This is a genomic window from Streptomyces sp. NPDC000941, assembly GCF_053599555.1.
Window position 1 is genome coordinate 33,748 of sequence record NZ_JBSFMM010000006.1, and the last position, 15,158, is coordinate 48,905.

A 15,158-nucleotide genomic window follows, 5' to 3' on the forward strand; every position below is an offset into this window, starting at 1 on the left:
CCGTCCGCAGCCGTCGCCGCCCGCAACCGCACCTCCTCCGTGTCCACGCAGACCAGCCGCAGCGCGCCGTCCAGCTTGGCCACCGCTTCCTTCGCGCCCCTCCAGCCCGCTATGTAGTCCACCCCGCGCACCCACATCACCGCGTCAGGGTCCGTCTCCCTGCCGTCGAACGCGCCGCCCTCAAGGCCGCTCATCGTGTGCACGTCCCCCTTCTCCTGATGAGCACTGACCGAACTTCCGATCAACGCGTCCGAACACGCCAGCGGCCCCAGTACCATCGGCACCGGGGTTTGTGATCAATCCCCAGCCGGACCACCCCACTTGCCCCCAGGCGGAGGGGTGGTCCGCCATCGCTTCTGCGATTGCTGTTGTCGTGAGGGACGAGGTGTCAGTACCTCTCTCGGCCCCCGGGGTAGTGGATCGGCTCGCGGCACTCCGGCGCGTCAGCAGGCGCAGGCTCGCCGCCCAGTGCGTAGCACAAGGCCGCGTGCAGCTGCTCCGCCTCGGCCACGCTCAGCACCAGCGAGGCAAAGGCGACGTGCTGTCCGGAGCGGACGACCTGAAGCGGCAGCGCGAGGTGTCCATCCCCCTCACGGCGCAGACCGCGACCCGGGACAGGCCCGACCTGCCACCCCTCTGCCCCACCTGTCCGAGTTCGGCTCATCCGCGCGCTCCCCTCTCAGGCTTCGGTTCGTCTTCCGGCTCGTCCTGCGGCGCACCGTCGGCGACAGGCAGCCGCCCGCCCCGACTCTCGGCAACCCGCAGCGCGTCGCTCAGCGCCTCACACAGGCACTTGGCGAGGAACCGGAGTTCCCGCACGCCGACCTTGCGATCTCCCAGCATCTCGCCCGCGTGTCCGAGGAGTTGAGCACCAGCGCTGAGTTGTGCTGCCTCCATCTCATCGGCGATCCTCGACAAACGGCTGTTGCCGTCGTCATCAGTCACCAGATAGCAGCGCTGCCCGGCCTCGTTCGGCCACGGCAGCAAACGGGGCGGCGCGCTCATGTCGCCGCCGCCTTCACACCGAGCCCGACGGCCTCACGACGCCGTTGTTCGTGCGCGACGACGTAGGGCCGGACTAGCCCGGTCCCGGGGACGTCCGCACCATGCGGCAGCCATGCGTGAGCCAGGGGGACACCAGCCAGACGAACCGTCGGCGCATCCGTACACCGGATGTGTCGCCGGATTTCAGCGGCCCGATGCCGCCCTGGAGCGGGCAGCACCAGCTCTAACAGCCATTCCACGAATCGAGCGATAGTCTTCGTCACGTTGACGCTCCTCACAGCGTTGACCGCGCTCCCGGGCCGCCTGCAACGGTCGCGGGAGTCTTTTCGCGATCATTGCGCTGTGATCAGGACGTAGGAACCTCCCCTAAACCCCATTTCGGGACGTCCCGCGTCGGGTACAACGTCCCTAGTGCCGTCCCGACACGTGGGGAGAGACTCTGATGCCGAACGAGAGGCTACGCGCCGCCATGGCAGCCGGAGGCTGGACGTACGCCACCCTCGCGGCAAAGGTCGAGGTAGATCCCAAATCCGTTGAGAGATGGGTCAATCTGAACCGTACGCCGCGACGCACCACGGCCATGGTGGCAGCGGAAACGTTAGGAGAAGACGTGCACGCCCTATGGCCAGCGCTCCGCCAAGCGCGCGCCGCCCGCGCGGTCAGTCCCGAGCTCGTGGCGCTCTACGAGCAGCGCGCGGACATCCCGGTATCCGCGTTCGTGGAGATGCTGACGCAGGCCCGCGAACGGATTGACGTGCTCGTGTACGCCGCCGTCTTTCTGCACGAGGCGTACCCCCGCCTCAACGACCTTCTACGGGAGCGAGCCGCCGAAGGCTGCGCCGTGCGTATCGCCGTTGGCGACGCTGACAGCCCCAATGTCCAGCAGCGCGGCCAGGAAGAGAAGTTCGGTCACGGTATCGAGTCGCGCTGCCGACTCGCCCTCATGCACTACCGGCCCCTGCTCGACACCCCGGGCATCGAGGTCCGCACCCACGGAACGACCCTCTACAACTCGCTCTACCGGGCAGATGATCAACTCATGGTCAACGCCCACGTATGGGGCGTGAACGCGTACGGCGCACCCGTCTGGCACCTCCGCCGACACAGCGAGGGCGGGATGTTCGACACCTACGCCCAGAGTTTCGACGCCGTATGGGCGACTGCAACGCCAGTACAGGAAGGCTGACCCATGGCGCGAACCGAGTACTACAACGACCCCGACGCCCCCGAGCCGAACAGCTTGGTTGTCGCAGCGTCCGCCGTCGTCACCGACGAGAACGGACGCATCCTCCTCCAGCGCCGCCGGGACAACAACCTCTGGGCACTCCCCGGCGGCGGGCTGGAGATGACCGACTCCCTACCGGGAACAGCAGTCCGCGAGGTCAAGGAAGAGACCGGACTCGACGTAGAAATCACCGGGCTCGTCGGCACGTACACCGACCCCCGCCATGTCATCGCCTACACGGACGGCGAGGTCCGCCGACAGTTCAACGTCTGCTTCACCGCCCGCGTCGTCGGGGGACAGCTTGCGATCTCCGAGGAGTCCACTGAACTCCGCTTCGCCCTGCCGGAGGAGCTTGCCGACCTCCACATGCACCACACCCAGCGGCTCCGACTCCGTCACTTCCTGGAACACCGTGACCGGCCGTATCTCGGCTGACCCCATGAACACCAGGACATGCCCATCACCGCAGATCAGCGCGCCGTCCAAGGGTCCGAGAAAACATACTTGCGCAGACGACTTGCGAAATGGTCACCAACGCCCTCCACTACTCAGACGGCCCAGCACAGCTCCGCCTCCGCAACATGGAAGAACAACGCCTCCGGGTCAGCGTCTGGGACCCCAACCCACACATCCCCAGCCCCTTTCGCACCCCACCCGACCCTCTCACCCGACACCACGAGGCGTTCGACATCGCGGCTTGAGCGCTCCGCTACGCCGTGCCTGTGCGCCGTCTCGCGACATTCAGCTCACGCGGGTGCGGCTTTCGCCTCGGACCCTCCGGGGCCAAAGCGCCAGCAGGAGGAGGGGAAGGGGGCGGCTGGCCCAGGTGTCCCGATTCCCTGGCCCGGCGGGCGGCCGAGCGCAATTCAGGCTCCGCTGCGGCTGCTGCAGCGCGGTGGCGAGCCGGTCACTCGGCTCTCCTCCCACCCCCTCTCAGAAAACCGCTTGATGCAGTACTTGATGCAGAGCAAGCACTTTTTTAAGAGGAGAGTGGGGGAGGTCCCAACCGGACCGGCGCCTACCGCTCCGGGCGATCATCCACCGTTCCGCCGCCCCGTCGGCCGGTGACGGCCTCTTGGGCTGGATGGCGACGATGCCTCCGGCCCCCTCCCCCCTTCCCGCTGCTGGCTGCTTTGCTCCGAAGGCGCGAAACGATAACCGCACCCGGCGACCGGACCATGCCGTCCAGCGGGCACAGCCCGAGGCCGGGCCCGAGCACCTGAGCGGCCCGGGCACTGTCAGTCGTTCAGCGCGACGATCATCTTGCCGATGTTCGCACCGCGCAGCATGCCGAGGAACGCGTCCGCCGCGTTGTCGATGCCCTTGACCACCGTCTCCCGGTAGTGCAGCTTGCCCTCGCGCAGCCAGCCGCCGACCTCCGCCACGAACTGCTGCTGGAGGTGCTGGTGGTCGTTTACGAGCATGCCCTGAATACGCAGCCGCTTGCCGATGACAAGGGCGAGGTTGCGCGGGGCGGCGGGCGGCTCGGTCACGTTGTACTGGGCGATCATGCCGCAGACGGTGATGCGCCCGTGCACGTTGAGGCGGCCGATGGCGGCCTCCAGGTGCTCGCCGCCGACATTGTCGAAGTAGACGTCGATACCGTCGGGCGCGGCCTCCTTGAGCTGGTCCGCGACCGGGCCGTTCTTGTAGTTGAACGCCGCGTCGAAGCCGTACTCCTCGGTCAGCAGCCTGACCTTTTCGTCGGAGCCCGCGCTGCCGATGACCCGCGAGGCGCCCTTGAGCTTGGCGATCTGGCCGACCTCGCTGCCGACCGCGCCCGCCGCGCCGGAGACGAAGACCGCGTCGCCCTCCTTGAAGGACGCGACCTCGAGCAGGCCCGCGTACGCGGTGAGGCCGGTCATGCCGAGGACGCCGAGGTAGGCGGAGAGGGGGGCCGCGGCCGGGTCCACCTTGACCGCGTGCTTGGCCTCCACCTGCGCGTACTCACGCCAGCCGGCGAAGTGCAGGACGTGGTCGCCGACGGCGATGCCCTCCGCGTTCGAGGCGATGACCTCGCCCACGGCGCCGCCGTCCATCGGGTGGTCGAGCTTGAACGGCGGGACGTACGACTTCACATCGTTCATCCGGCCGCGCATATACGGGTCCACCGACATGTACAGGTTGCGGACCAGCACCTGGCCGGGGCCCGGCTCGGTGACGGGGGTCTCGCGCAGCGCGAAGTCCTCCGGCTTCGGCCACCCCTCGGGACGGGCGACGAGGTGCCATTCGCGGCTGGTGGCGGGAATCGCGGGCTTGGGGGCCATGGGGTCCTCCTACTTGCTTCAGGTGATGAAACAATCATGCTGCTGCATATTTCATGATGTCAAATAAATGGGTACCCTGGTCCCCATGACCTCCAGTACCGAACCTCCTGATCCGCTGACGCTCGAAGTCGTCGAACTCATCGGCACCATCGTCGCTCGCTATCACGAGGAATACGAGACGGCCGCCGGGAAGCACTCCCTGACCGGCGCGCAGGCGCGGGTGCTCGGACTGCTGTCCCGGGGCCCGACGCCCATGCGCCATATCGCACAGCAGCTGAAGTGCGAGCCGTCGAACGTCACCGGGATCATCGACCGCCTGGAGGCCCGCGGCCTCGCCGAGCGCCGCCTGGACCCGGCCGACCGCCGCGTCAAGCTCGCCGCCGCGACGGACCGGGGCAAGGAGACCGCCGACCGGCTGCGCGGCTCACTCGACTTCGCACGCGCGCCGCTGGCCGGGCTGTCGGAGCAGGAGCGCACGGTACTGCGCGACCTGCTCAAGCGGATGCTCGGGACGGACTCGGTCTGATCCCCCGCCCGGGACGGGCGGGGGCCGGGCTCGGTCCCGGGTCCCGGGTCCCGCCCAGTTCCGGGCCATGCCAGGTCGGCGGCCCTTCTCAGGTGCACCACCACAGGAAGCGGTCGCAGGTCTCCGTGGGCGAGGGTGTTGGCTGGGACGGGGACGAGGTGGTGGGGCCTGGGTCGGAGGGCGAGGTCGGGGGCCGGGTGGCCCCGCCTCCCCCGCCGCCCGTGGCGGAGGGCGTGGCGGAGGAACCGCCCGTACCGCCGTCGGCCGACGAGGAGCCGTCCGCGCTGGGCGACTTGCCGTCCTTGGACTCCTTCTTGCCCTTGCCCGAGCCGTCCTCGCCGTCGCCCTTGCCCTCGTCCGCGCCGCTCGCGCCGTCCTCACCCGCGGACGGCGCCTCGCCCGGCGCTCCGCTCTGGCGCGTACGCGGTCCGCTGGAGTCCCCCTCGCCCGGGCTGTGGTCCGCTTCCGGCGACGTATCGGGGCTGGACGAGGACGAGGGCTCATGGAAGATGCCGCCCTCCGTGGCGATTTCCGCCACGAACAGCCCGGCCAGCACGGGGCCGAGCACCGACGCCATGATCGTCACGCGGCGCCCCCGCCCGCGCCGCGCACGGCGCGCCCGGCCGCCGACGAGGCCGCGGGGCTTCGGCTTTCTGCGGGACGCCTTGCGCCGGTCCGCGCGGGTCGAGGCGGCACCGGGGGCCGCGGAGAGCTCGTCGTCGACGTCCTCTCCGACGACGTCACCCTTGCCGGCCTCGCCGACTGTCCCGTCCCTGCCGATGACCTCGCCCAGGGCTTCGGCTTCGGTCTCGCCGCTGTAGGGCGCGCGGCCTGTCCCGCCGTCGGCCCAGCCGTAGTCGACCGCGGCGGTTTCGGCGGCGGGGTACGGAGACTCCTCGGCGTACGCGCCGCAACCGGGGCAGGCGAGAGCGCCGTTGAGGTGGCGGCGACAGGCAGGACAGTAATCCATTTCGCCGGGCAGGTTATGTGCCCGGCGGGTAGCGGAGGAACCGCGGATTGTGAGAATCCTGTGCAAGGATCGGATCCGCGCCGCGCCTGTTTCCGCTTGGCCGAAATTGTCCGCCTCGGCGGCTCAGCCCACGCAGCGCCGCTGCCTCAGATCTCCGCAGCCCTCAGCCCTTGAACGCCGGCTGCGCAAGCCCCTGCCCCGCCCCCGCGAGAACCAGCACCGACCCGGCGAGCGGCTGCTCGGCGGGGCCGAGCCCGACCCTGGCCGAGGTCACATACAGGTCGGTCAGACCGGAGCCGCCGAAGGCGCACGCGGTCGGGCGGCGCACCGGCAGCTCGACCACCCGGTCGAGCGTGCCGTCCGGGGTGTAGCGGCGGACCGCGCCGCCGTCCCACAGCGCGACCCAGACACAGCCGTCGGCGTCCACGCACAGCCCGTCGGGGAAACCGGCACCGTCCTCGATCCGTACGAAGAGGCGGCGGCCCGTGACCCCCTCGCCCGCCACGTCGAAGACGTCGATCCGGCAGGTCGGGGTGTCGGCGTAGTACATGAGGCCGCCGTCCGGGCTCCAGCCGGTGCCGTTGCTGACCGTGACGTCGGGCAGGATCTCCGTACGGGCGCCGTCCGGGGCGATACGGGTCAGCGTGCCGCCGCCCGTCGCCTCGTCATAGCGCATGGTGCCCGCCCACAGCGAGCCGTCCGGCGCCACGGCGGCGTCGTTGCCGCGACGGCCGGGGACCGGCTCGTGGACCAGCCAGGAGAATGCGCCGTCGGCTCCGTACAGGCCGATGCCGTCGCGGAGGTTGACCACCAGACCGCCGCCCGCGCGGGGCTTGGCCGCGCCGACGTGCTGTTCGGTCGCCAGGACCGTGCGCCGGCCGCCGGCCGGGTCGTAGGTGTGCACGCGGGACGAGAGGATGTCGACCCAGATCAGCCGCTGCGCGGCGGCGTCCCAGGTCGGGCCCTCGCCCAGCTCGGCGGCCGCCCGGACGGCGACGTCCAGTCCGCCACCGGTACCAGCGCCGACGCCGGTCACGCCATTCGTCTCGCTCATGCTCCACGCCTCCGGTGTCCGAGCCGGGCCGACAGTTCGCCCGCGCCCTTGGCGGCCAGCTCCGCCAGTTCCTCCTGCCGCTCCTCGCTCCAGCGGATCATCGGCACCGAGATGGACAGCGCCGCCACGACCTTGCCCGCCGAGTCCCGCACCGGGGCCGCCACGCAGCTCACGTCCGGGTTGGACTCGCGCTGCTCGACGGCGACGCCGCGCTCGCGGATGGCGACGAGGTGGCGGCGCAGCTCCTGCGAGGAGGTGATGCTGTTGTCCGTCATCGCGGCCAGCGGTTTGTCCTCCGGGATACGGGCGGCCAGGTCCTCCTCCGAGAGGGAGGCGAGCAGCATCTTGCCGACCGAGGTGCAGTGGGCGGGCAGCCGGCGGCCGGCGGCGGAGACCATGCGTACGGCGTGGGTGGAGTCGACCTTGGCGATATAGATCACATCCGCGCCTTCGAGGATGGCGACATGGACGGTCTCGTCGCAGGTCTCGGCGACGCTGCGGGCCACCTGCTGCCCCTCGGCGGCCAGGTCGAGCTGCTCGGCGTATCGGCTGCCCAGCTGGTACGGGCGTACCCCAAGACGGTAGCGACCGGGCTGGTCGGGGACTTGCACGAGGTAGGAGCGGGCGGCCAGGGTGGTCACCAGCTCATGGACCGTCGTACGGGGCAGCCCGAGCTTGCGGGTGATCTCGGGTGCGGAGAGCGTGCCGTCCCCGTCGAGGAAGAGCTCGAGTATGTCCAGGGCCCGGGTCACTGCGGGCACCAAGCGTCCCATGTGGCTCACCCACCCCTTCTGGTCCAGTTGGCACCATCTGTTCGAGATTCCGGCCAGCGGCCGGTATCGCGAACAGATTACGCAGGGGTGACTTCTCCAGGCAATGGCCAGGCATTGGCCAGGCACTGGTACCCCTGGGTAACGTCCGGGTGCGTCACGATGACGCCATGAACTCCGCGCTCGACCCCTCGGCCGACTCCTTCCCCACACCCTTCCCCTTCGTCCTGGTGCTGCTGCGGAGAATGGCCGATTATCACCCGGACCTGGTCGAGGGCGCACTGCGCGAGCTGGGCTTCAGCCGTTCCGTGATGCGCGAGGCCAACCGCCGCTGGCAGGCCATGCGGCGGTCACCGCGGCGGCGGTCCGCGGTCACCCACTACCGTTCCGTACTCGGCACGCCCGAGACCTCGGCCACCCGCCGGATCGGCGATCTGACCTGCGAGGCGCTGAGCTGGCCGGTGCCGCTGTGGCCGGATCTGCGGTTCGAGGTGCTGACCGTGCCGGGCGGCGGGGTGTGGAACGAGTGGCTGGTGCGCATGCCAGGCGCCGCCGGGCCCCGGCCGCGTACGGTCGAGGATCTGACGCCCTGGTCCTGCACGGTGGACGAGGTGGCGAAGGCTTTCGCGCCCGCCCGGCCGATGGAGGGCTCGGCGCCCACCCGCTGGCGGCTGGCCTTCACGGCCCCGGACGGAGAAGGTGAACTCCACCACTGTGTGGCGGAGTTCACCTGGGGGCTGCTGCAGCGTGTTGACGCCGTCAGGACAGCTTCGCCGTCAGAGTGATCGTCGTACCGGCGAGCGCCTGGCTCACCGGGCAGTTCTTCTTGGCCTCCTCGGCCGCCGCGACGAACGCGTCCTCGTCCACGCCCTCGACCGTGCCCTCCACGGTGAGGTGGATACCGGTGATGCCGGTGCCCGGCTGGAAGGTGACGTCGGCCTGCGTGGTCAGCTGCGTCGGCGGGGTCCCGGCCTGGGTGAGGCCGTGCGACAGCGCCATCGAGAAGCAGCTGGAATGCGCGGCCGCGATCAGCTCCTCCGGGCTGGTCTTGCCGTTCGCCTGCTCGGCGCGGGAGGGCCAGGAGACCGGCTGCTCGCCGATCCCGGAGGAGTCGAAGGTCACCGCCCCTTTGCCCTCGGTCAGATTGCCGTGCCAGACGGTGTGCGCGGTGCGCGTCGTAGCCATGCTTCCTGCCTTCTGTGAGCTGCTGCCGGCTCGCTTCCAGGAGCCGCCAATGATCACCCCTGAGCCTACGACCCGGAACCCACGTTCCACGCGACAACGGCCGGTCGGCCGTGCTCGGTTCCGATGCGGCTGACGGTCGCCGTGTCGAGCCGGAAGAGCGCACCGCCGGAGGGCGGCAGTCCGAGGCGGCGCGCGGTGAGGACGCGCAGCACATGGCCGTGGGCGACGAGGACCACATCGCCGCGGTCGGCGCGCAGCTCGGCCTCGATGGCGGCCAGCACCCGGTCGACGCGGGCGCCGATCCGCTCGGGCGTCTCGCCGGGGTGCTCGGGGTCGCCCGGGGCGACCCCGTCGGTCCACAGGTTCCAGTCGGGCCTGGTGCGGTGGATCTCGTCGGTGGTGATGCCCTCGTAGCCGCCGTAGTCCCACTCCTGCAGGTCCGGCTCGATCCGCGCCCCTTCGATCCCCGCGAGCCGGGCCGTGGCGACGGCCCGGCTCATGGGGCTGACGAGGGCGAGCGCGATCTTGCGGTCGGCGAGCAGCGGGCGCAGCGAACGGGCCTGTTCCTCGCCGCGCGGCGTGAGCGGCAGATCGGTCCAGCTGGTGTGTCTGCCCGACCGGCTCCACTCGGTCTCGCCGTGCCGGATCAGCACCAGTTCACCCATGGCTGCCCGGCGCTCCCGCCTCGCCCGCCTCCGCCTTCTCCTGGACCGCCTTCTGCTGGGCCTCGGCGACGGAGGCGCGGACCTCGTCCATGTCGAGGCCGCGGGCCTGGCCGATGATGTCCTCCAGGGCCGGCTCGGGGAGGGCGCCGGGCTGGGCGAAGACCGCGATGTTCTCGCGCACGATCATCAGGGTCGGGATGGACTGGATGTCGAACGCGGCGGCGAGCTCGGGCTGCGCCTCGGTGTCGACCTTCGCGAAGACCAGGTCCTGGTGCTTGTCGGCGGCCCGCTCGTAGACAGGTGCGAACATTCGGCACGGACCGCACCAGGAGGCCCAGAAGTCGATCAGGACGAAGTCGTTTCCCGAGACGATCTCGTCGAAGTTGTCCTTGGTGAGTTCAACGGTGCTGCTCATGCCTGCGCTACCTGCTTCCATACTGTCGGCAGTGGGCCCAGCCTGCGATCCGCAGTGGCCCGGACCGCGTCAACCAGGTCGCCTCAGGTGGTATTCCCGCCGTGCTCTCGCGGCCGTGACCTGCGGCGATTCATGGCATCAGGCGGCCGTGACCTCAGGTGGTCTCCGCCGTGTCGATCCAGGTGACGCGGTGTGCCTCGGTGGGGTCGGGGGTCTCCCAGCGGCGGATCAGCCGGTCGATGACCGCGGCGGGCACCGGCCTGGGCCGGGCGGCGTTACGGGCGCGCAGCACCGCGGGCGGCGCCTCGAGCGCCACCAGCTCGACCCGCCCGCCGTACGCGGCCACCAGCCCCACGCACTGCTCGCGCAGCCGCCGCGAGACGTTGGTGGCGTTCCAGACGAACGGCTCGCCCGCGCGCAGATGCCCCCGCGCCGCCTCCCGCGCGGCCGCCACCACCGGGGCCTGGTCGGCCGCCGGATCCACGCCCAGCTCGGCACGGAGCGCGTCCAGGCTGACCACGGGCAGACCGGGACGGTGGGCACCGATCCAGTGGTCCTTGCCGACGCCGGGCAGCCCCGACAGGACGGTCACCGTCATCCGGGTGTCGTCGTACGCGGCGTAGTCCGGATCCCGGCCGGGGGTGCGGAAGTACTCGAAGCGGGCGTGGTCGGAGGGGAACCGGCGCGGCGCGGTCAGGCACTTCTGCTCGGCGCAGTACTCGCGGTACAGGTCGACGTGTCCCAGCATCACGTCCGCATCGCCGCAGATCCGGCCGAGGATATCGGCCCGCGCCAGCACCGCCAGGTCGTCGTTGCTGGCCAGCAGGGAGGCCCGGAAGGCGATGCGCTCCAGGTCCGGCCGCTCCAGCGCCCAGAACGGCACCTGGTGGTGCCGGACCAGGGCGGCGACGTGCTCACGCCAGGCGATCGGCGCCCCCAGCTCCCACAGCACTCTGCGGGCGATCAGCTCGCCGCGCCGGGAGTGGCCGCGGGCGGTGATCCGCCCGTCGGGGTCGGTGGCGGTGCAGTCCGGCTTCGCCGCGTCGTGCAGCAGCACGGCGGCGAACAGCAGCGCCCGCCCGGCCGCGGTCCTGGCCCGCCACTCGGGCAGCCCCGCCAGCGCCTCGGCGGCCATCCGGGTGTGGGTGGCCACATCGCCCTCACCGTGGTGGACGGCGTCCTGCGGTACGCCCTCCAGGCGGCGGATCCACGGGTACGCCGCGACGATCCCCTCCCAGGGGACCGTCCAGTCCGGCGGCGCGGGGCACAGATCGAGCAGTTCCCGGAAGGGGCCCGCATCCTGGAAAGGGCTCTCGTCCTGGAAACGGCCCTCGTCCTGGAAAGGGCCCTCAAGCGCGCGCATACATCACCGCCGGGTCCCGCAGCCGGTTGGGCACGATCGGGCGGCCGAGCCAGTGCGTACCGGAGTCCAGCACGCTGGTCAGGAAGCCGGCCCGCACCCACTTGTAGCGGCCGGCCACCACACCGTCCTCCTCGACCTTCACATACAGGCCCTCCATGAAGTCCGAGGTGTCGGTCTCCGCGGCCACCCGCTCGGGGTCGAGCCCGCCCGCCCCGGCCGTCTCCCGCAGCGCCGCCCGCCACCCCTCCGTACGGCATGTCGAGGGCCCGACGAACGCGGTCAGCGCGTCCAGGCCGCTCAGCGGCCCGGTGTGCAGCACGGGCACCGAGTGCACGGGAAGCCCCTCCAGCAGCTCACCGCGCCGGGCGGTGGACAGGAACACGCCCTCGTCGCGGTCCAGTACGTCGAATTCGCAGAAGTAGTGCGGCAGGGCGTCGTAGTACACCGTGTGCTTGGCGTACAGCCATTCGCCGTACAGCACATAGCGGCTCCCCAGCCGCGGCCACAGCAGATCCCGGACCAGCGCCGCCCACGCCTTGAACGGCGAGAAGTGACGCTCCCGGGGCCCGCCGGTGAGGAAGTGGCCACGGCTCTGCAGCCGCAGCTCCCCGTCCGGTGCGAAGCTGATCGCCGCGTTGGCGCCGTCGAGCTTCTCCTCGACCACGAGGTACCGGCCCGCGATGTCGGCGAACGGTACGGCGGCCAGGTCCTCGTCGCCGGGTTGGAGTCGGGAGCCCTGGAGATGCGGGGTCCTCGGGTACTTGCGGATCACGGAATTCTTTCTATGCCGTACGCGACGGATCGGGCAACGAGGTTTTACAAGGTCTGGGGGCATGCGAAGGCCGGACCCGCGCTGTATGGGTCCGGCCTTCTCGCGTCCGAGTCACGCGCAGCCCGCAGCGTGGATAGGACGTCTTCCACGGTAGGGCGCGGCACTGACAACGGGCCGGTGCGGCGGGAGCAGTATGGAAAGCGACCAACTGAACGGGGCGGGGTCGAGGGGGAACCGTGGACATCGCGACCATGACGACGCAGTGGCTGACACCGCAAGAACGGTTCGGCTGGTGGCATGACATGACGGCTTCGACGCTGATCCCGACCGCCATGGGCAGCGACCGGGCGGCGGACTTCGATGCCTCGGCCCGGGTGCTGAACCTCGGTGACGTCCAGGTCTCGGACATGGCCTACCCCATGCTGACCGTGACCCGGACCCCGCGGCTGATCCAGCGCAGCGACCCCGGCTATGTGCAGCTGTCGCTCACGCTCTCCGGGAACATGGGGTTGACGCAGTTCAGGAGGCACACCCTGCTCGGCGCCGGGGATCTGGCGGTGTACAGCTCCTCGGAGCCGTTCGACGGCTGGGCGAGCCCCGAGGGCGCGGCGCCGGTCCGCCAGTTACTTCTGCATCTGCCCCGGGCGGCGCTGCCGCTGACCGGGCGGCAGGTGGACCGCCTCGCGGCCACCCGGATACCCAGTGGCGAGGGATTCGCCTCGCTGCTCTCCCAGTTCCTCACGCATGTCGCCCGCCATCCGCGGCAGTTCGCCCCTCAGGACGCGCCCCGGCTGTCCACCACCCTGGTCGATCTGCTCGCCCACACCATCGCGCAGCGGCTGGACGCCATGTCCGCCCTGCCACCGGAGAGCCGGGAGCGCGCGCTGCTCCTCCGGGTGCAGGAGTTCATCCGCCGGCACCTGCCCGACCCCGCCCTCACCCCGTCCGCCGTCGCCGCGGCCCACCACATGTCCCCCCGCTCGCTCCACCGCCTCTTCCAGCGGCACGGCCTGACCGTGGCGTCCTGGATCCGCCACCAGCGCCTCGAACGCTGCCGCCGCGACCTCGCGAACCCCCGGCTCGCCGGGCGGCCGATCCAGGCCACCGCCGCGACGTGGGGGTTCTCCCGCCCGGGCGACTTCACCCGCGCCTTCCGCAGCGCCTATGGCGTATCGCCGAGCGAATACCGCAACTGGTCTTTCTGATCTTCTACTGAGGCTCGGGCGGGCCCCACCCCTCGAACCAGTGGGCGGCCACCCGCGCCGCGGTCGGAAAGGCGAACGGCTCCTGCCGGTCGGTGAGCATGCGCAGAATGAACTCGCCGGTGCCGCAGTCGAAGCGCTGCCACTCGTCGAAATCGTGCTGCACAAGCACCGGCCAGTCGTCCGGGTCGTCGGCGCCGGTCAGCCAATGGAACGTCACCTCCTGCTCCGAGGTGCCCCACATCAGCAGGCCGCCGGGCGCGGGATACACCGGGTGGGGCCGGTACAGCTCGGCGTACTTCGGCATGTCCAGGCCCCAGCTGACAAGATCCGCCGCCCGGACGCCCGGCACCAGCAGATTCAGATACTCGTCGAAGCTGCCCGCCCCGAACAGGTCGACGATCTCCTTGTAGCCGCTGGGCAGGGCCGTACCGAGCGCGGATTCCGCGGCCGCCCAGTCGATCGCGCCGTCGTCGCGGACCGGCCGCAGCGCCTCCCATCCGGTGAGGACCGCAAGACGCTGCGGCCACCCGACATCGGACGGGAAGGCGCCCCGGCGCGCGACGACGATCACCCCGCGCGGGCCGTCCGCCGCAGCCGTCAGGCCGTAACCGAACCAGTGCTCGCTCAGGGCCCAGCCGCGCAACTCCAGCACCTCGCCCTCGCCCGACCCGGTGGGCGGACCGCCGAACGCCGGGATGGGGACGCCACCGGTGACCAGCCGCCGAACGGGCTGACAGGTCCAGGGCAGCACCTCCAGGACGGCCTGCTCCAGCTGCGCCAGATCCCATCCGGCGCGGACGATACAGACGTGTCCTTCGCCATGCCCGGGCAGCGGGCAGTGCGGCCGGAGGTCGGTGAGGGTCTGGTCAAGCAGCTGACGGAGCTCGGTGTGGTGCATGCGGCCCAGTGAACCTCACGGCACCCCGGAATCCGCCACCGCCCGCTCCGCTCCGGACCGTACCCGGCTGAAGGCGGCGGCGCTGCCGATGCCGAGCAGCCGTGGCCTCAGCGATCTTCTGGGCGGACCATTCGGCCCACCTCGGGTCGTCACCCAGCATGTCGAGCAGGACGCAGGAGTCGACCAGAGTTGGGACGTCACTCACCGCGCAGCAACTCCATGAGTTCGTCGGTGGACATGCCCCGGGTCTCGGGGTTGTTCGCGGTGCCACGGGCTCGCCGTACCGCACGCTGCCCGCGCGTCTCTTCCGCCCGGAGCAGCGGGGCGGGATGAGCCGCGTCGCGGGCGAGGAGGTCGAGAGCGGGCTCAGTCGGGCGTGCGGCGACAGGACGTCTCGGATCGTCAATATGGACCGTGATGCGAATGCCGGACGTCGAGGTGAAGGAGGCAACGTTGCGGGACAGCTCGATCTCTTCGAACGGGTTCGACTCCGTGAAGAAGATCGCCCAGACCAGGGAGCGATCGGCAGTCAGACGTGCCGCGAACCCTTCCGAGCCGTACGAGCCGTCCCCGCCCCAAAGGAACCCTCCTCCCGGCAGCTCCACCGTTGTCAGCCCGTCGACCTCGGACGTCCAGTCCGGGTCGTCGGCCAGTACCTCGGTCAGGTCGAAGGGATCGAGCACTTTCAGTCCGCCCGGTGCGTCGGGTGCGGGGGCGACATCATAGGAATGCCCGTCGACGAAGTGCAGGGCGTCCCGGATGGGAAGGGTGTAATCCGCCCACAGGAGTTCGATTTCGCTCATTCCCCGCAGTGTCTCCTCTCGGTGTTGCACACGTG

General features: G+C 70.6%; 18 protein-coding genes. 5 read left to right on the plus strand and 13 right to left on the minus strand.

Going from position 1 to position 15,158, the window contains the following annotated elements:
- Nucleotides 1-388: 388 nt before the first annotated feature.
- Both ACWDSL_RS03685 and ACWDSL_RS03690 read right to left on the minus strand, forming a co-directional pair.
- Nucleotides 389-664, minus strand: a complete 276-nt coding sequence (locus tag ACWDSL_RS03685; protein ID WP_450481347.1) for a hypothetical protein — start codon at nt 662-664, stop codon at nt 389-391.
- The gene (locus ACWDSL_RS03690; protein WP_450481349.1) at nt 661-1,005 is read right to left on the minus strand and encodes a hypothetical protein; all 345 of its coding nucleotides are present in this window, start codon (nt 1,003-1,005) and stop codon (nt 661-663) included. The genes ACWDSL_RS03685 and ACWDSL_RS03690 overlap by 4 nt, the downstream gene beginning before the upstream one ends.
- Before the next feature lie 442 nt (nt 1,006-1,447).
- On the opposite strand from ACWDSL_RS03690, the gene ACWDSL_RS03695 reads away from it, so the two are divergent.
- Together ACWDSL_RS03695 and ACWDSL_RS03700 are read left to right on the plus strand one after the other, a co-directional pair.
- Nucleotides 1,448-2,191: an XRE family transcriptional regulator gene (locus ACWDSL_RS03695; RefSeq protein WP_450481351.1), complete on the plus strand. Its 744-nt coding sequence runs from the start codon at nt 1,448-1,450 to the stop codon at nt 2,189-2,191.
- 3 nt (nt 2,192-2,194) lie between these two features.
- Nucleotides 2,195-2,665, plus strand: a complete 471-nt coding sequence (locus ACWDSL_RS03700) for an NUDIX domain-containing protein (protein WP_450481353.1) — start codon at nt 2,195-2,197, stop codon at nt 2,663-2,665.
- An 803-nt stretch (nt 2,666-3,468) separates the two neighbouring features.
- On the opposite strand, the gene ACWDSL_RS03705 is transcribed toward ACWDSL_RS03700, so the two are convergent.
- Complete coding sequence (locus ACWDSL_RS03705; RefSeq protein ID WP_450481355.1) at nt 3,469-4,497, minus strand: NADP-dependent oxidoreductase; 1,029 nt, start codon at nt 4,495-4,497, stop codon at nt 3,469-3,471.
- Between the two features lie 67 nt (nt 4,498-4,564).
- Between ACWDSL_RS03705 and ACWDSL_RS03710 the strand changes: the two genes are divergently transcribed.
- A complete protein-coding gene (locus tag ACWDSL_RS03710) occupies nt 4,565-5,023 on the plus strand; it encodes a MarR family winged helix-turn-helix transcriptional regulator (protein WP_385614484.1) in 459 nt (152 codons plus the stop codon).
- Nucleotides 5,024-5,111: 88 nt separating this feature from the next.
- On the opposite strand, the gene ACWDSL_RS03715 is transcribed toward ACWDSL_RS03710, so the two are convergent.
- From ACWDSL_RS03715 to ACWDSL_RS03725, 3 genes are all read right to left on the minus strand, one after another.
- Nucleotides 5,112-5,993, minus strand: a complete 882-nt coding sequence (locus ACWDSL_RS03715) for an SCO2400 family protein (protein ID WP_450481356.1) — start codon at nt 5,991-5,993, stop codon at nt 5,112-5,114.
- A gap of 163 nt (nt 5,994-6,156) precedes the next feature.
- Nucleotides 6,157-7,047 carry an SMP-30/gluconolactonase/LRE family protein gene (locus ACWDSL_RS03720; protein ID WP_450481358.1) on the minus strand — a complete coding sequence of 297 codons (891 nt, stop codon included), beginning with the start codon at nt 7,045-7,047 and terminating at the stop codon, nt 6,157-6,159.
- Nucleotides 7,044-7,820 (minus strand): IclR family transcriptional regulator, encoded by a 777-nt coding sequence (locus ACWDSL_RS03725; protein ID WP_450481360.1) that lies wholly within the window; start codon nt 7,818-7,820, stop codon nt 7,044-7,046. Before ACWDSL_RS03725 ends, ACWDSL_RS03720 begins: the two co-directional genes overlap by 4 nt.
- 167 nt (nt 7,821-7,987) lie before the next feature.
- Between ACWDSL_RS03725 and ACWDSL_RS03730 the strand changes: the two genes are divergently transcribed.
- Nucleotides 7,988-8,602 (plus strand): hypothetical protein, encoded by a 615-nt coding sequence (locus ACWDSL_RS03730; RefSeq protein WP_450481362.1) that lies wholly within the window; start codon nt 7,988-7,990, stop codon nt 8,600-8,602.
- Here the strand turns inward: ACWDSL_RS03730 and ACWDSL_RS03735 are convergent.
- The 5 genes from ACWDSL_RS03735 to ACWDSL_RS03755 form a co-directional block, all read right to left on the minus strand.
- Nucleotides 8,577-9,002: an OsmC family protein gene (locus ACWDSL_RS03735; RefSeq protein WP_398532546.1), complete on the minus strand. Its 426-nt coding sequence runs from the start codon at nt 9,000-9,002 to the stop codon at nt 8,577-8,579. The two genes, ACWDSL_RS03730 and ACWDSL_RS03735, sit on opposite strands and share 26 nt — an antisense overlap.
- Before the next feature lie 65 nt (nt 9,003-9,067).
- A complete protein-coding gene (locus ACWDSL_RS03740) occupies nt 9,068-9,667 on the minus strand; it encodes a histidine phosphatase family protein (RefSeq protein WP_450481365.1) in 600 nt (199 codons plus the stop codon).
- Nucleotides 9,660-10,082: a thioredoxin gene (gene trxA, locus ACWDSL_RS03745; RefSeq protein ID WP_450481367.1), complete on the minus strand. Its 423-nt coding sequence runs from the start codon at nt 10,080-10,082 to the stop codon at nt 9,660-9,662. The genes ACWDSL_RS03740 and trxA overlap by 8 nt, the downstream gene beginning before the upstream one ends.
- A gap of 154 nt (nt 10,083-10,236) precedes the next feature.
- Entirely contained in the window at nt 10,237-11,445 is a 1,209-nt protein-coding gene (locus ACWDSL_RS03750) for an AAA family ATPase (RefSeq protein ID WP_450481369.1), read from the minus strand.
- On the minus strand, nt 11,432-12,217 hold the full coding sequence (locus ACWDSL_RS03755) for an RNA ligase family protein (RefSeq protein ID WP_450481370.1): 786 nt from the start codon (nt 12,215-12,217) through the stop codon (nt 11,432-11,434). Before ACWDSL_RS03755 ends, ACWDSL_RS03750 begins: the two co-directional genes overlap by 14 nt.
- Before the next feature lie 236 nt (nt 12,218-12,453).
- Here ACWDSL_RS03755 and ACWDSL_RS03760 point away from each other — a divergent pair, with 236 nt between their 5' ends.
- Nucleotides 12,454-13,422, plus strand: coding sequence for an AraC-like ligand-binding domain-containing protein (locus ACWDSL_RS03760; RefSeq protein ID WP_450481372.1), 969 nt, complete (start codon nt 12,454-12,456; stop codon nt 13,420-13,422).
- Between the two features lie 4 nt (nt 13,423-13,426).
- Here the strand turns inward: ACWDSL_RS03760 and ACWDSL_RS03765 are convergent, their stop codons facing one another.
- Nucleotides 13,427-14,320, minus strand: a complete 894-nt coding sequence (locus ACWDSL_RS03765; protein WP_450481374.1) for a hypothetical protein — start codon at nt 14,318-14,320, stop codon at nt 13,427-13,429.
- A 197-nt stretch (nt 14,321-14,517) separates the two neighbouring features.
- The gene (locus ACWDSL_RS03770; protein WP_450481376.1) at nt 14,518-15,123 is read right to left on the minus strand and encodes a hypothetical protein; all 606 of its coding nucleotides are present in this window, start codon (nt 15,121-15,123) and stop codon (nt 14,518-14,520) included.
- Nucleotides 15,124-15,158 lie beyond the last annotated feature (35 nt).

Coding starts and splice junctions, on each gene's coding strand:
- ACWDSL_RS03685 (WP_450481347.1), bottom strand. CDS start 664: ATGAGCCGAACTCGGACAGGTGGGGCAGAGGGGTGGCAGGTCGGGCCT.
- ACWDSL_RS03690 (WP_450481349.1), bottom strand. CDS start 1,005: ATGAGCGCGCCGCCCCGTTTGCTGCCGTGGCCGAACGAGGCCGGGCAG.
- ACWDSL_RS03695 (WP_450481351.1), top strand. CDS start 1,448: ATGCCGAACGAGAGGCTACGCGCCGCCATGGCAGCCGGAGGCTGGACG.
- ACWDSL_RS03700 (WP_450481353.1), top strand. CDS start 2,195: ATGGCGCGAACCGAGTACTACAACGACCCCGACGCCCCCGAGCCGAAC.
- ACWDSL_RS03705 (WP_450481355.1), bottom strand. CDS start 4,497: ATGGCCCCCAAGCCCGCGATTCCCGCCACCAGCCGCGAATGGCACCTC.
- ACWDSL_RS03710 (WP_385614484.1), top strand. CDS start 4,565: ATGGGTACCCTGGTCCCCATGACCTCCAGTACCGAACCTCCTGATCCG.
- ACWDSL_RS03715 (WP_450481356.1), bottom strand. CDS start 5,993: ATGGATTACTGTCCTGCCTGTCGCCGCCACCTCAACGGCGCTCTCGCC.
- ACWDSL_RS03720 (WP_450481358.1), bottom strand. CDS start 7,047: ATGAGCGAGACGAATGGCGTGACCGGCGTCGGCGCTGGTACCGGTGGC.
- ACWDSL_RS03725 (WP_450481360.1), bottom strand. CDS start 7,820: ATGGGACGCTTGGTGCCCGCAGTGACCCGGGCCCTGGACATACTCGAG.
- ACWDSL_RS03730 (WP_450481362.1), top strand. CDS start 7,988: ATGAACTCCGCGCTCGACCCCTCGGCCGACTCCTTCCCCACACCCTTC.
- ACWDSL_RS03735 (WP_398532546.1), bottom strand. CDS start 9,002: ATGGCTACGACGCGCACCGCGCACACCGTCTGGCACGGCAATCTGACC.
- ACWDSL_RS03740 (WP_450481365.1), bottom strand. CDS start 9,667: ATGGGTGAACTGGTGCTGATCCGGCACGGCGAGACCGAGTGGAGCCGG.
- trxA (WP_450481367.1), bottom strand. CDS start 10,082: ATGAGCAGCACCGTTGAACTCACCAAGGACAACTTCGACGAGATCGTC.
- ACWDSL_RS03750 (WP_450481369.1), bottom strand. CDS start 11,445: ATGCGCGCGCTTGAGGGCCCTTTCCAGGACGAGGGCCGTTTCCAGGAC.
- ACWDSL_RS03765 (WP_450481374.1), bottom strand. CDS start 14,320: ATGCACCACACCGAGCTCCGTCAGCTGCTTGACCAGACCCTCACCGAC.
- ACWDSL_RS03770 (WP_450481376.1), bottom strand. CDS start 15,123: ATGAGCGAAATCGAACTCCTGTGGGCGGATTACACCCTTCCCATCCGG.